At 74.0% G+C, this 13,275-nt stretch carries 12 protein-coding genes and 1 pseudogene; 5 read left to right on the plus strand and 8 right to left on the minus strand.

Going from position 1 to position 13,275, the window contains the following annotated elements; genetic code table 11:
- Complete coding sequence (locus tag AB0910_RS08570) at positions 1-609, plus strand: alkaline shock response membrane anchor protein AmaP (protein WP_366743781.1); 609 nt, start codon at positions 1-3, stop codon at positions 607-609.
- Positions 610-1,090: 481 nt separating this feature from the next.
- Here AB0910_RS08570 and AB0910_RS08575 read toward each other — a convergent pair whose 3' ends face one another.
- From AB0910_RS08575 to AB0910_RS08595, 5 genes and pseudogenes are all read right to left on the minus strand, one after another.
- Positions 1,091-1,915, minus strand: coding sequence for a DUF1295 domain-containing protein (locus tag AB0910_RS08575; RefSeq protein WP_366743782.1), 825 nt, complete (start codon positions 1,913-1,915; stop codon positions 1,091-1,093).
- Positions 1,912-3,138: a cyclopropane-fatty-acyl-phospholipid synthase family protein gene (locus AB0910_RS08580; RefSeq protein ID WP_366743884.1), complete on the minus strand. Its 1,227-nt coding sequence runs from the start codon at positions 3,136-3,138 to the stop codon at positions 1,912-1,914. The genes AB0910_RS08575 and AB0910_RS08580 overlap by 4 nt, the downstream gene beginning before the upstream one ends.
- 99 nt (positions 3,139-3,237) lie before the next feature.
- A complete protein-coding gene (locus AB0910_RS08585; protein ID WP_366743885.1) occupies positions 3,238-3,954 on the minus strand; it encodes a DUF1365 domain-containing protein in 717 nt (238 codons plus the stop codon).
- Positions 3,955-4,037: 83 nt separating this feature from the next.
- Positions 4,038-5,168 (minus strand): FAD-dependent oxidoreductase, encoded by a 1,131-nt coding sequence (locus AB0910_RS08590; RefSeq protein WP_366743886.1) that lies wholly within the window; start codon positions 5,166-5,168, stop codon positions 4,038-4,040.
- 141 nt (positions 5,169-5,309) lie between these two features.
- Positions 5,310-5,735 (minus strand): annotated as a pseudogene (locus AB0910_RS08595) (FAD-dependent oxidoreductase); the annotation flags it as partial.
- A gap of 231 nt (positions 5,736-5,966) precedes the next feature.
- Between AB0910_RS08595 and AB0910_RS08600 the strand changes: the two are divergent.
- Complete coding sequence (locus AB0910_RS08600; protein WP_366743887.1) at positions 5,967-7,541, plus strand: molybdopterin-dependent oxidoreductase; 1,575 nt, start codon at positions 5,967-5,969, stop codon at positions 7,539-7,541.
- 132 nt (positions 7,542-7,673) lie between these two features.
- Positions 7,674-8,333, plus strand: coding sequence for a fasciclin domain-containing protein (locus tag AB0910_RS08605; RefSeq protein ID WP_366743783.1), 660 nt, complete (start codon positions 7,674-7,676; stop codon positions 8,331-8,333).
- Between the two features lie 79 nt (positions 8,334-8,412).
- Here the strand turns inward: AB0910_RS08605 and AB0910_RS08610 are convergent, their stop codons facing one another.
- The 3 genes from AB0910_RS08610 to AB0910_RS08620 all read right to left on the minus strand — a co-directional run bounded on the left by AB0910_RS08610 (position 8,413) and on the right by AB0910_RS08620 (position 11,028).
- Entirely contained in the window at positions 8,413-9,171 is a 759-nt protein-coding gene (locus AB0910_RS08610) for an anti-sigma factor (RefSeq protein WP_366743784.1), read from the minus strand.
- Positions 9,168-9,752 carry a sigma-70 family RNA polymerase sigma factor gene (locus tag AB0910_RS08615; RefSeq protein ID WP_366743785.1) on the minus strand — a complete coding sequence of 195 codons (585 nt, stop codon included), beginning with the start codon at positions 9,750-9,752 and terminating at the stop codon, positions 9,168-9,170. Before AB0910_RS08615 ends, AB0910_RS08610 begins: the two co-directional genes overlap by 4 nt.
- Positions 9,753-9,927: 175 nt before the next feature.
- The gene (locus AB0910_RS08620) at positions 9,928-11,028 is read right to left on the minus strand and encodes an AraC family transcriptional regulator (protein ID WP_366743786.1); all 1,101 of its coding nucleotides are present in this window, start codon (positions 11,026-11,028) and stop codon (positions 9,928-9,930) included.
- Between the two features lie 106 nt (positions 11,029-11,134).
- Between AB0910_RS08620 and AB0910_RS08625 the strand changes: the two genes are divergently transcribed.
- Entirely contained in the window at positions 11,135-12,184 is a 1,050-nt protein-coding gene (locus tag AB0910_RS08625; RefSeq protein WP_366743787.1) for an SDR family NAD(P)-dependent oxidoreductase, read from the plus strand.
- Between the two features lie 125 nt (positions 12,185-12,309).
- Entirely contained in the window at positions 12,310-13,188 is an 879-nt protein-coding gene (locus AB0910_RS08630; RefSeq protein ID WP_366743788.1) for a GNAT family N-acetyltransferase, read from the plus strand.
- Positions 13,189-13,275: the final 87 nt, after the last annotated feature.

A 13,275-nucleotide genomic window follows, 5' to 3' on the forward strand; every position in this document is an offset into this window, starting at 1 on the left:
GTGGCGAACAGGGTTCTGATCGCGCTGATCGGGCTCGTGTCGGTGGGCGCAGGTGGCTGGCTCGGCGTCACCTGGCTGGTCGCCAAGGGCCAGGTGCGGTGGGAGCTGCCGTCATGGTGGCCGGGGCTGGGGGCCTATGACCATCTCCTCGACCGTGCGGCGGTCGACCGGGTCAGGGTGCAGGACTGGTGGAGCCCGGTGGTGATCAGCGGCCTCGCGGTGGGGTGTCTGCTCTGTCTGTGCTGGCTGTTCGTACAGGGAGGGAGGCGCGGGCCGGCGGTGTTCTCGCTGCATCGGTCCGGGGCCCGCCTGCGCAGGGGGACCCTTGAAAACGCGATAGCGGCGGAGACGGAGACGCTGCCGGGGGTGGCCGGGGCGCGGGCCCGGCTCACCATGAAGGGCGGAGGGGGTCGCCGAGGGGGCTACCGGCAGGGGCGGTTCCGGACGCGGATGACCGTTGTGCTGGAACCGTACGCGGAGCCGGGGCCCGTACTCAACGAGCTGGTACACGGACCGCTGGCCGACGCGGGCAGTTCGACAGGGCTGGGCCGGCCGAAGGCGGCGGTGCGGATGCGAGCGGCGTCACACCGGAGCCGGAGGGTGCGTTGAGCAGGGCTCCCGGCCCCACCACCGGGCTGCGTCCGGGAGCCCGCAGCGCCGCCTGCCGGGACGGATCGCGGCGGCTGGTCGCGCGGCCCCCACGCGGCGCCGCCCGCCCGGAGCGATCGCCTTGGCTCGTCGCACGGGCCCGACCGCGGTGGCTGGTTGTGCGGACCTGAACGCGTTGGCTGGTCGCGGGGACCCGAACGTGCTGGCTGGTCGCGCGGGCTCAACGTGCTGGTTGGTCGCCCGGGCCCGAACGAGGTGGCTGACTGCCAGGACCTGAACGTGATGCGGTGAATCGGTCGCCCAGACCGATTGTGGTAGCCGGCGGGCCGGATCCGGACGTGGTGGCCTGCTGCTCGGGCCCGATCGCGGTAGGGGCCATCCAGGCACGAGCGGGGTGGCCAACTGCTCGGGCCGGTGCCGACGCTGGAGGGGTCGGTTCTGTAGGGCTTGGTTCTGTAGGGCTTGAGGTGGGGGTCTCGCTTCAGCTCCGGGCGGGGGAGCGCTTCTTCGGTGGCCGGGGGAGGAAGCCGCTGGTTCGGGAGACGTAGGCGGCGTAGCCGGGACGCTCGGCCATGTGCCGCTCCAACAGGCGCTTCCCGCTCCCCTTGGTCAGAAGCAGGGACATGACGACCGGGCTCACGATGGTGGCGGCAGCGGACTGCCAGGTGCCGCACGAGAACAGGAACAACCCCCACCACACGCAGAAGTCGCCGAAGTAGTTGGGGTGGCGCGTCCAACTCCACAGGCCGCGGTCCATGATGCGGCCCTTGTTCGCCGGGTCGGCCGTGAAGGTGGCCAGTTGGCGGTCACCCACCGCCTCGAAGAACAGCCCCAGTGTCCACAGCGCGCAGCCCACGTACTCCCAGGGGCCCACGGGCTGCGGCAGGTACTGGGCGGCTTGGACAGGAAGTGAGACGAGGACCACCAGGAGGGCTTGCAGGAGATACACCGTCCGCAGGGCCCGCAGCCGCGGGTCGCCCGATCCCTTGGCCAGCATCTTCTCGTAGCGGGGATCCTCGCCCTTGCCCCAGCCCCGGTGGGCGATGTGCAGCGCGAGACGCGTCCCCCAGACCACCGTCAGCGCCGTGACGAGGACCTGCCGGGCACTGTTTCCCCCGCCCTGGTCAAGGGCCGCGGCCAGCGACACGACGGCTGCCACGGCGAACGCGGCGCCCCAGGCCACGTCCACGTACCTGTGCCGGTTCCTCGTGACGCCGGCGGTGAAGGCCACCAGCATCACCGCAAGCACCCCGGCCGCCGAGATCCCGACTCCCGTGCCGAACGCGCCCCAGGGGAAACCGCTCACCGGGCCCCACCGCCCGCCGCTGTCCCACCACCGGTACGGGTCAGAACGATCTGCCGGACATCCAGATACCCGGAGCGGAAACCCGCCTCCGAATACGCCAGATAGAAGGTCCACATGCGCCGGAAAGTCCTGTCGAAGCCCAACGTGTCCACAGCGTCGGCCTGTTGGATGAAGCTTTCGCGCCACAGCCGCAAGGTCTCGGCGTAATGCGCGCCGTACCGGTCCGAGCGGACCGTCCGAAGGCCCGTCAGCTGCTGCGTGATCTGTTCCATCGCCTCAGGCGAGGGGATCATCCCGCCCGGGAAGATGTACTTGTGGATCCAGGTGTAGGTGTCCTTGGTGGCGAGCACCCGGTCGTGCGCCATGGTGATCGCCTGGAGCGCGACCCGTCCGCCGGGCACCACCAGCCGGTCCAGCGCCTTGAAGTACGTCGGCCAGAACTCGACGCCCACGGCCTCGATCATCTCCACGCTGACCACGGCGTCGAAGGTGCCGTGGACCGCGCGGTAATCCGTCAGTTCTATGGTGACGGCGTCCTCGTGGCCCGCCACCCGCACGCGCTTCATGGCCAGGTCCCGCTGCTCCTCGGAGAGGGTGACGCTGTGGACCCGTGCCCCGCGGGCCGCCGCCCGTACGGCGAGTTCGCCCCAGCCCGTGCCGATCTCCAGCAGCCGTGTGCCGGGCCCGACGCGGGCGGCGTCCAGCAGCAGGTCGATCTTGCGGTGCTGCGCGTCGCCCAGCAGCGACGCGTCGCTGGGCAGCGCACGGAAGACGGCCGACGAGTAGGTCATGGTCGCGTCGAGGAACAGGGCGAAGAGGTCGTTGGACAGGTCGTAGTGCCTGCGGATGTTGTCGCGGGCCCCCTCCGGCGTGTTGCGCAGCGAGGCGGGGTGCCCGGGCAGGAAGGTCCTGCGGAGCCGTTGCAGCGATGGGGGAATGAGCTGGTCCGCGTGTTCGGCGAGCACCGTCAGCACCCCCACCAGATCCGGTGCGTCCCATTCGCCGGCCATGTAGGACTCGCCGAAGCCGATCAGCCCGTCGGCGCCGATCCGCCGGTGGAAGGCGTCCGGGTCGTGCACGGTCATCCGGGGCCCGCCGAGCCCGATGGCCTTCCCCGTGTCGTCGCCGAACCGCACGGAAAGCGGCAGGCCGGCGAACGCGTGGCGCACGAGGCGCGCGGCGATCGCGCTCCGGGCCCGCGACGAGCGGGGCAGCCGCGCCACATCGGGCCACCGCGTCGCGTCGACGCTCCGGTGGTCTCCCGGGCCGGGGGCGGCGTCGGCGGGGGAGCTGTGGTGCGGGTATGGGGAGAGGGTCACGTCTTACTCCACGCCTTCCTGGTGCGGGTGTCGGGGACGGGGCTGCACGGGCAGGCCGCGCAGCACCCGGATCGCTATACCGTGGATCCGGATACCCGCGGAGACGGCCGCGGTCGACCACGGGTGGCGGAGAGCGGCGACCAGCAGTTCCCTGGAGGTGGCGGCGCGTCGGGTACCCCGCACGGTCGCGGTGAATGCACGGCCGCCCGGCCTGTCCAGGTGGACGGTCAGGGAGAGCCGCTCGCCGGGCTCCGGCAGACGCATCGCATAGGCGCCGTCTACGGGGAAGAACGGCGAGACATAGAAGTCCTTGCCGACCGTGGCGCGGCCGCTTGCGTCAGTGTGCAGCAGATAGCAGTGCCGCTCGCCGTAGGTGTTGTGGACCTCGGCCACCACGCACGCGAGGGAGCCGTCGGGGCGGTGGCACCAGTACAGCGTGAGGGGGTTGAACACATGGCCGAACACACGGGCGTGCGCCAGCATCGACACCGTCCCGCCCTCCAGGTCGATGTCGTGGGCGGCGAGGAAGGATTCGAGACCGGCCCGGATCGTCGGCCGGCTCCCGCCGAAGTGGTCGCGCGCGTCGAAGCGGGCCAGCGGGCGCAGCCACCACGGGAGAGCCGGAGGCCGGTCCGGATCGATCAGCCACAGGTAGGTGCGCATGCGGAAGGCATAGCGGCGCGGGGAGACACGGGCGTGGGCGACGGTGCAGGGATACAGCGCGGGCGTCGGGTTCCCCGTGCCGGGCCTTGCTCCCGGCGGGGCGGGTTCGGACGCGGGCGGGCGGTGCGGTGGTGCCGGTGTCACCAGACCACCCCCAGGGACGCGGCGGCGCGTACCCCCGAGCGGCAGCCGTCCTCGTGGAAGCCCCAGCCGTGGTACGCCCCGGCGTAGGCGGTGACGCCGCTGTTCAGCCCGGGCAGGAGGCGCTGCGCGGCGACGGACTCCTGTGTGTAGACGGGGTGTTCGTAGTCCATACGGGCCACGATCTGCCGGTCGTCGACCTGGCCGGCGCCGTTGAGGGTGACGACGTACCGCTCGGGTGCGTCGAGGCGCTGGAGGCGGTTCATGTCGTAGCTGATCCGGACGGAGGCGGCGTCGGCCTCGCAGGCGGGGAGGCGCATGTTCCAGGAGGCGGCGGCGCCGGGAGCCGCCGGCAGGACGGAGGTGTCGGTATGGAGCAGGGCCGGGTTGCGGGAGTAGGGGAAGGCGCCCAGTACGTCGCGTTCCGTGTCCGTGGCGTCCGCGAGCAGCCGGAGCGCCTGTCCGGGATGCACGGCGATCACGACGGAGTCGAAGCGCTCGTCGCCGCCGTCGTCGGTGGTGACGGTGACGCCGTTCCGGCCCCTGGTCACGGCGTGGACGGGTGTCGCGGTGCGGACGGCGGTGAGCTGCTTCCCGATGCGCTCCACATAGGAGCGTGAGCCGCCGGTGACGGTTCGCCAGGTGGGGGACCCGCCGACGGACAGGAGCCCGTGGTGGTCGAGGAAGCGGAACAGGTACGACGCCGGGTAGCGCAGGGCTGTCCTGGCATCGCAGGACCAGATGGCCGAGACGAGAGGAGTGATGAAGTGGGCGACGAAGTAGGGCGAGAAGCCGCCCGCCGTGAGGAACGCGCCGAGGGTCGTCATCGGGAGCGGGGTGGCCGCGCCCCCGGCTCGCGCCGTGTCCCCGGGACGCCTCGGGGAGGCGGGACGCGTCGGGGCGCCGGCGCGCTCCGCACCGCCCGCCTCGCCGACACCGCCCGTGCGGCCCGCCTCGTCCGTGCCGCTCGTACGGTCGCGGCCGGAGCCGCCCGCCTCGCCCAGACGGCCCGCGCCGCCCGCCTCGCCGCGACCCGCCTCGCCCGTGCCGTCCGTACCGCCGCGGCCGGAGCGGCCCACGGCGTGCGCGCTGCCGTCGCCCGCGGCGCCCTCGCCTGCGGCGCCCGCAATGCCGACGTCCCCGACGCCCGCGCCGCCCGCAGCGCGCACGCTGCCATGGCCCGCGCCGCCAGTGCCCGCGTCGCCGCCGCTCCCGGCGCCCGCTGCGGCTGCCTCCCCCGTGCCGGCTGCTTCGGCTACCCGGGGGTCGGTGAGGAGGCGGCGGGCGGCGCGGTGGAAGCGGGGGATCTCAGCGAGCATGCGCAGATACGCAGGGTTGAGGGCGTTGCGGGGCTGGGCGAGCACCCCGCGGAGGCCGCGGGCGCCCGCGTACTCCAGGCCGCAGCCGTCGCACCGTACGGACATGCTCATCTCGGACTCCTGGGTGGCCACGCCCAGTTCGGCGAAGAGACGGAGGAGATACGGATATGTGCGCGCGTTGTGCACGATGAAGCCGGAGTCGACGTGGTGGACGCGCCCGTCGGCCGAGGGCAGGTCGTGCGTGTGCGCGTGGCCGCCGAGCCGGTCGTCCGCCTCGTAGAGCGTCACCTCGTGGCCGCCCCGCTGTAGGACGTACGCGGCGGTCAGGCCCGCCACTCCGCTGCCCACGACCGCAGTGCTCCGTGCCGCCCCGCTCATCGCGCTCCCTCCTCGCGGGGGCGCGGGTCACGCCCCTTGTACGGGTGATTCGGAGCCGGAGCCTCCGGGGACTGGTCCCGGTCCGTTCCCGGGGTGGACCCGGAGGGCCGCAGTCACTCCTTCGGGGGGACGACCAATCCCGGCCGGGGGCGGCGCCGAATGGCGTGCGTGACTGGAGATGCGGATGTCGTGACACCGGAGGCCCGTCCCGGCCGACCGGGCGGCCGGGGCCTGCGGGCGCTGCTCGGCGGGGCGAGCGGCCTCGTCTCGGGCTTCGCTGCGCTCGCCGTCGCGGAGCTCGTGTCGGTGGCGGTGCGTCCCGAGGCGAGTCCCGTCACGGCGGTGGGCGGCGCGGCCGTCGACCGCACTCCGCCCGCGCTGAAGGACTTCGCGGTGCGGCATTTCGGTACCGAGGACAAGGCGGTGCTGCAGCTCGGCATCGTGGTCGTGCTGGCCCTGTTCGCCCTCGGGGTGGGTGTGCTGGCCGTGCGGTACCGGCGTACGGGGTCGGGCGTCGCGCTCCTGTTCGGCGCGGTCGGGGTCGCCGCCGCGGCGTCCCGGCCCGACGCGCGGTGGACCGACGTCCTGCCGTCAGCGGTGGGCGGTGTGGTGGCGGGTGCGCTGCTGTACTGGCTGGCCGGGCGGGCCAGGTCGCCGTTCGGGGGCAGGCCGGGGGCGCCGGAGGCGGGCGGTCGCGGGGGCGCGGGGGCTGGGGTGTTCGACCGGCGCGGGTTCGTGGTGGCAGCGACGGCGGCCGCCGCGGCCTCGGCGGGCGCGGGCGCGCTGGGCCGTCACCTCAACGCGGACAAGGCGGCGGCACAGGCCGCGAGCCGCGCGGACATCGTGCTGCCGAGGCCCGCATCCCCGGCCCGCCCGCTGCCCGCGGGGGTGCATCCGCAGGTGCGGGGGCTCAGCGCGTTCCGCACGTCCACCAAGGACTTCTACCGGGTGGACACGGCGCTCGCGGTGCCGCGTGTGGACGCCTCGGCGTGGCGGTTGCGGCTGCACGGCAAGGGGGTGCGGCGGCCGGTGACGCTGACGTTCCAGGACCTGCTCGGCCGGGAGCTGGTGGAGCGTGACATCACGCTCACATGCGTGTCCAACGAGGTGGGCGGCTCCTATGTGGGCACCGCGCGCTGGCTCGGCGTGCGCCTCGCCGACGTGCTGCGCGAGGCCGGGGTGCGGCCCCCTTCTGCGGGCGGTCCCGCGGACCAGCTGGTGGCGCGCTCCGTCGACGGCATGACGATCGGTTCCCCGGTGGAGACGGTCATGGACGGCAGGGACGCGCTGCTGGCCGTGGGGATGAACGGCGAGCCGCTGCCGTTCGCGCACGGGTTCCCCGTACGGATGCTGGTGCCGGGGCTCTACGGCTACGTCTCCGCGTGCAAGTGGCTCACCGACCTCGAACTCACCACGTTCGACGACTTCGACGCCTACTGGGTCAGGCGGACATGGTCGCGGGAGGCGCCGATCAAGACCGAGTCGCGGATCGACACCCCGCGGCCGTTCGCCGGTCCGAAGGCCGGGATCGTGCCGGTCGCGGGGGTGGCCTGGGCCCAGCACAAGGGCATCTCCCGGGTCGAGGTCCGGGTCGACGGGGGCCCCTGGCACGAGGCGCGCCTCGCCGCCGAGGCGGGGCACGACACCTGGCGCCAGTGGGTGTGGCCGTGGCAGGCCACGTCGGGCAGCCACACGTTGGAGGTCCGCGCCACCGACCGTACGGGCTACACGCAGACCGACCGGCGGGTCGGCACGGTGCCGAACGGCGCCACGGGCTGGCATTCGGTGGTGGTCGCCGTGACCTGACAGGAGCCCGCAGCGGCCCTTCCCCGAGCGGGTCGCGGCCCCCGGCACCACCGGTCCGCGACCTGCTCCCAGAGATCCAGAGTCCACGTTTCCGGCGCACGAAGCAGTGCGCCTCGCAGAAGGAGAAGACACATGCTCGCCAAGCGTTTCCAGCGGACCGCCGCCCTCACCGCCGCCGCCCTCGCGCTGCCGATCGCGCTGACCGCGTGCTCAAGCGACAGCGGCAAGGACAGCGGTGGCTCGGGCGCGTCGGGGACCGCCTCCTCGTCGGCGGCCATGCCGTCGAAGTCGTCCATGCCGAGCACGGGGACGATGGCGAAGCCGTTCGGGCCCGCCTGTTCCTCCGTGCCCAAGTCGGGAGCGGGCAGCTTCGACGGCATGTCCCAGGACCCGGTGGCCACGGCCGCATCGAACAACCCCGACCTGTCGACGCTGGTCACGGCCGTGAAGAAGGCCGGGCTCGTCGACACCCTGAACAACGCCAAGGGCATCACGGTGTTCGCGCCCACCAACGAGGCGTTCGCCAAGATCCCGAAGGCCACGCTCGACAAGGTCCTGAGCGACAAGGCGATGCTCACCAAGATCCTCACGTACCACGTGGTGGGCCAGAAGGTGACGCCTTCGCAGCTCGGGAGCGGCTCGTTCACCAGCCTGGAGAAGGAGAAGGTCATGACGTCGGGCTCCGACGACTCCTTCAAGGTCAACGGCAGCGCGAACATCGTCTGCGGCAACGTGCCGACCGCGAACGCGACGGTGTACATCATCGACAGCGTCCTGATGCCGAAGATGTGAGCGCTCTGACGTAGTACGCCGCGAGGGCGGCCACCCGGTCGGGGTGGCCGCCCTCGCGCGGCCCGTGACGCGGGCCGCCCTAGGTGGGGAAGTCCATCAGGGCGAGGGGGTTCGTGGTCGGGGAGGCGGACCCGCCTGCCGGTTCGACCGTGATGCCCATGCCCGACGCCCTGCCGATGTGCCCGTGCAGCAGCACCGACTGCGTGGCGGCCGAGGAGGTGAGCAGGCCGGCTGACCGCATCGTGCCGCCGTCGTCGAACCAGAGCTGGTACACCTTGCCGGCCGGCGGCTTCGGCAGGCCTGAGGCGAGGAACGCCGCCCTGTCCTGGGACCTGGAGACGACGACCGTGCCGCTCGCGCCGTCGCTGAGCCTGCCGTTCGCGGTCCGTGCGTCGGGCGCGGAGAGCACCGCCGCGAGCTCGCGGGCCTGGTCCTGAGCGGCCTGCGCCTGGGCGCGCGCGTCCTGGGCCTCCTCGTGCTGCCAGGCGGCGACACCGCCGAGGCCGGCCGCCGCGGCGACGCAGGCGGCGAGCGCCCAGCGCGCCAGCGCGCGCCCCCGTCCTGCGCCGGCGCCGGTGCCGGTACGGCCGGCCACCGGCACGGCGGGCGGCAGCTGCCGCTCGGTGGTGACGGCCCGCATCACGCGCTCCTTGAGCACGTCCGGTGGGGTCAGCGACACGGCGAGGCCGAGCCGCCCCGCCGTCGCGGACAGCTCGGCGACCTCCTGGGCGCACGCGGGGCACGCCCTGAGGTGCCGTTCGAACTCGGCGCGCTCCGCGGGATCGAGCGCGTGCAGCGCGTACGCGCCGGTCAGGGTGTGCAGTTCCGGCGTGGTCATGCCGTCACCCCCAGGCAGTCGCGCAGCCGGATCAGGCCGTCCCTGAGGCGGGTCTTCACGGTGCCGAGGGGCACCGAGAGCAGCTCGGCGACCTCCCGGTACAGCAGGCCCTGGTAGTAGGCGAGCGTCACCGACTGCCGCTGCAGTTCGGTGAGGGTGCGCAGGCAGCGGCGTACCTGCTCCCGTTCGAGCCTGGCCTCCACCTGCTCGGTGACCTCGTCGAACGAGGGGGTGCGGGCCAGGAAGGCCGCCTTCTGCTCGCGGTCGCCCGCTGCCTGCTCGGACCTGACGCGGTCGACCGCGCGCCGGTGCGCGAGGGTCAGCACCCAGGTCATGCCGCTGCCCCTGTCGTCGCGGTAGCGGGACGCGGTGCGCCAGACTTCGAGCAGCACCTCCTGTGCGACCTCCTCGGACTGGGCCGGGGCGCGCAGCACGGAGCGCACGAGCCCGAGCACGGGCCCGCTGACCATGTCGTAGACGCGGGAGAACGCCTCGTGGTCGCCGCGGGCCACAAGGCCGAGAAGTTCCTCCAGGTCCGGCCCCACGGGGGCGGGTCCGCCGATCTGAACGGCCTCTTTCACGCGGCACTCCTCCGGGTGTGGTTCTTCGCACGCGGCATCGACCGCGGAACGTCACCGCACATTCGTTGCCGCGGGCGCGGAGGATTGGCCGCTTCCCGGCGAACGGGGCCGGGCGCGTGTCCGTTGCCCGGGTACCCGGTTTCGGCCGCCGGATCCCGTGGCCCCGCGGAACGGGTCAGCCGCCCGTGCGTGCCGGGAGCGCCCGCCCCGGCCGCGTGGCGGGACTCGCGGTGGCCGCCGTCGGCTGCCGCAGTTGGTCGCGGTAGCGGCGGGGCGAGACGCCCGTCTCGCGTTTGAAGGCGTTGCTGAAGGCGCTCTCCGAGGTGTAGCCGAGGGCGCCCGCCAGTTCTGCGACCGTCGTGGCGCCCGTGCGCAGGGCGCGGCGGGCCAGCCGCATCCGCCAGTCCGTCAGGTACGCGAGCGGCGGCACGCCCGCCGCCTCGCGGAAGCGCGAGGCGAACGTCGTACGGGACATGGCGGCCGCCCGTGCCAGCTCCTGGAGGCCCCAGGGCCTGCCGGGCTCCTCGTGCATCAGCCGCAGCGCGGGCGCGAGCCGCTCGTCGGCGAGCGCGCGGAGCCTGCCTGCGGGCAGCGCTTCGGTGTCGGCGAGATGGGCCCGCAGCACCTGGACGAAGAGGAGCTGCGCGAGCTGCCCCGTCGCGAAGGCGGCGCCCGGCCGGTTCGCCGTCATCTCACGCAGCAGCTCGTCGAGCAGCCGCCGCAGCGCGGGCGCCTCCGCCGCGTCCGACCTGAGGTGGATGAGCGGCGGCAGCGCCGTCAGCAGCAGGTCCTCGGCGCCGCCTGCGAGCTCGACATGGCCGCCGACGGCGATGTGCTCGGGGGGGTCGTGATGCGCGGGCACGGGCGCGCCGCGCGCGCCCGCCGCCTCGCCGCGCCCACCCGCCCCGAGGTGCACCACCTCGCCGCGCGCGTCGGTGAACAGGCCCGTGGCGTCGACCGGTGCCGTCTCCTGGTCCGAAGCGAACACGAAGGGGCGCGAGCCGTCGAACACCGCCACGTCCCCCTCGCCGAGCACGGTCGGCGAGGGCGCACCGGGCGGACCGGCCCGTCCGGATGTCTCGGGCGGGGCGGGAGCCCCGGGCGTCCCGGAGGGCTCGAAGGAGAGCAGGCAGCGCCCGCGCAGCACCGCGTGGATCTTCAGCCGGCTGGGCCGCGGGAAGCGCAGGGCCCAGCGGCCCGAGACGGTGAACCCCGCGGAGACGACGCACCTGGCGTCCATGAGGGCGAGGGTGTCGGAGAGTGGATCGTTCCCCATGCCCGTACTCTCGCGCAGAAATCACGGACCGACAAGCATTCATCGTACGGATATGCCGCCATAGCGTGGAGACATCACCGCACCCATACGGAAGCGAGCCATCACCGTGCGTACACCACAGCGGCCCGTCGACTCGGGGTTCGGCGCGGCCTCCACGGCCGAGGACGTCATCGAGGGGGTCGACCTGACCGGCAGGACCGCGGTCGTCACCGGCGGCGGCTCCGGCCTCGGCGTGGAGACGGTCCGCGTGCTGCGCGGCGCGGGCGCCCGCGTCGTGGTCCCCGCCCGCGACCCGGAGCGTGCCCGCGCGGCGCTGGCCCCCGCCCTCGCGCCCGGTGGGGGCCGCGCGGCCACCGCCGAGCCGCTGGACGGCGTCGAGGTCGCCCCCATGGATCTGCTCGACCCCGCGTCGGTGGACGCGTTCGCCGATGCCTTCCTCGCGTCGGGGCGCCCGCTGCACATCCTCGTCAACAGCGCGGGGATCATGGCGACGCCACTGGTGCGGGACGCGCGCGGCTACGAGTCGCAGTTCGCGACCAACCACCTCGGCCACTTCCAGCTGACCGGGCGGCTGCGGCCCGCGCTGGTGGCTGCGGGCGGCGCGCGGGTGGTCTCGGTGTCGTCGTGGGGCCACCACTACTCGCCCGTGGTCTTCGACGACCCGCACTTCCTGCACCGCGACTACGGCCCGTGGGCGGGCTACGGGCAGTCGAAGACCGCCAACATCCTCTTCGCCGCCGCGCTCGACGAGCGCGGCAGGGACGACGGCATCCGCGCGTTCTCGCTGCACCCCGGGTCCATCCAGGACACCAACCTGGGCAGGCACCTCACGCGGGAGCAGCTCAGGGCGGCCGGCGTGATCGACGAGAACGGCGACACCGTGCTGGACCCCGCGCGGAACCTGAAGACCCTCCAGCAGGGCGCCGCCACCTCCGTGTGGTGCGCGACCAGCCCGCGGCTCGCCGGGCTCGGCGGGGTGTACTGCGAGAACGCCGAGGTCGCGATCGTCACGCCGGAGGCGCCCTCGGGCGCGTGGGAGCTCGGCGACTCGACCTCGGTCCCCGGTGTCATGCCGTACGCGATCGACCCCGGGCTCGCGGACCGGCTCTGGACCCTGAGCGAGGAGCTGACCGACCGGGGCCGCGTGCCCCGCTGACCGGCCCGCCGGCCCGGCCCCGGGGTGCTGCCGCCGCGCTGTCCCCTGACCCCCGCCGCCGGTACGGTGAGTGACGGCCCGTCACTGAGAGGGGCCGTATCCGACCGGAGGGACGTACGACCGGCATGACCGATCCCCACGCCGCGGCGCCCGCCGCCGAGCGGCTCGTCGTCGCGCCCGCGTCCGCCGCCGCGTGGGCGCAGGTGGAGCAGTGGGCGGCCGAGGAGGACTGGAATCCCGGGCTCCGGGACACCGCCTGCTTCCGTCCGACCGACCCCGAGGGGTTCTTCGTCGGCCGGATCGGGGGCCGGGCCGTCTCCGCCGTCTCCGTGGTCAGGTACTCGGAGCGGTACGCGTTCCTCGGCTTCTACCTCGTACGCCCCGGCCTGCGCGGGCGGGGCCTCGGCCTGGCGACCTGGCGGGCCGCGGTGCCGCACGCGGGCGCCCGGGTGATCGGCCTCGACGCCGTGCCGGAGCAGGAGGCGACCTACCGGAAGTCCGGCTTCACCGCGGCCTACCGGTCCGTGCGGTACGGGGGCGTGCCCGCGATCCCGCGGGGCCCGGCGGCCGCCGGCGTGGTGCCGGTGGGGGACGGGCTGCTCGACGGCGTCGCCGCATACGACACGCACTGCTTCCCCGCCGAGCGGCGCGCCTTCCTCGGCCGCTGGCTGACCAACCCGGGCCATACGGCGTACGCGCGGCTGCGGGACGGCGCGGTCCGCGGGTACGGAGTGATCCGCCCGGCCAGGTCGGGCCACCGCGTGGGCCCCCTCTTCGCAGACACGCCCGACGACGCGGGCGCCCTGCTCGACGCGCTCCTCGCGCAGGTGGAGCCGGGTGGTGAGGTGGCGATGGACGTGCCGGAGGGGAACGGGGCCGCGCGCGCCGCCGCGGAGGCGCGGGGGCTCGCGCCCGGCTGGTTCACGGTGCGGATGTACACGGGGGAGCCGCCGCGCACCGCGATGGACCGCGTCCACGCCTCCACCAGCCTGGAACTCGGCTGAGACGCCGCGCCACCCGGCCGACGTGCCGCGCGCCGCCCGGCGGGACCCTGGCCCACGTGCCGCGCGCCACCCGGCGGGACCCCGGCC

This window comes from Streptomyces sp. NPDC047002, assembly GCF_040704505.1.
Taxonomy (GTDB): domain Bacteria; phylum Actinomycetota; class Actinomycetes; order Streptomycetales; family Streptomycetaceae; genus Streptomyces.

What these genes read in the sequence shown, in the direction of transcription:
- AB0910_RS08605 (WP_366743783.1), top strand. Translation starts at nt 7,674, where the DNA reads ATGCTCGCCAAGCGTTTCCAGCGGACCGCCGCCCTCACCGCCGCCGCC.
- AB0910_RS08610 (WP_366743784.1), bottom strand. Translation starts at nt 9,171, where the DNA reads ATGACCACGCCGGAACTGCACACCCTGACCGGCGCGTACGCGCTGCAC.
- AB0910_RS08620 (WP_366743786.1), bottom strand. Translation starts at nt 11,028, where the DNA reads ATGGGGAACGATCCACTCTCCGACACCCTCGCCCTCATGGACGCCAGG.
- AB0910_RS08630 (WP_366743788.1), top strand. Translation starts at nt 12,310, where the DNA reads ATGACCGATCCCCACGCCGCGGCGCCCGCCGCCGAGCGGCTCGTCGTC.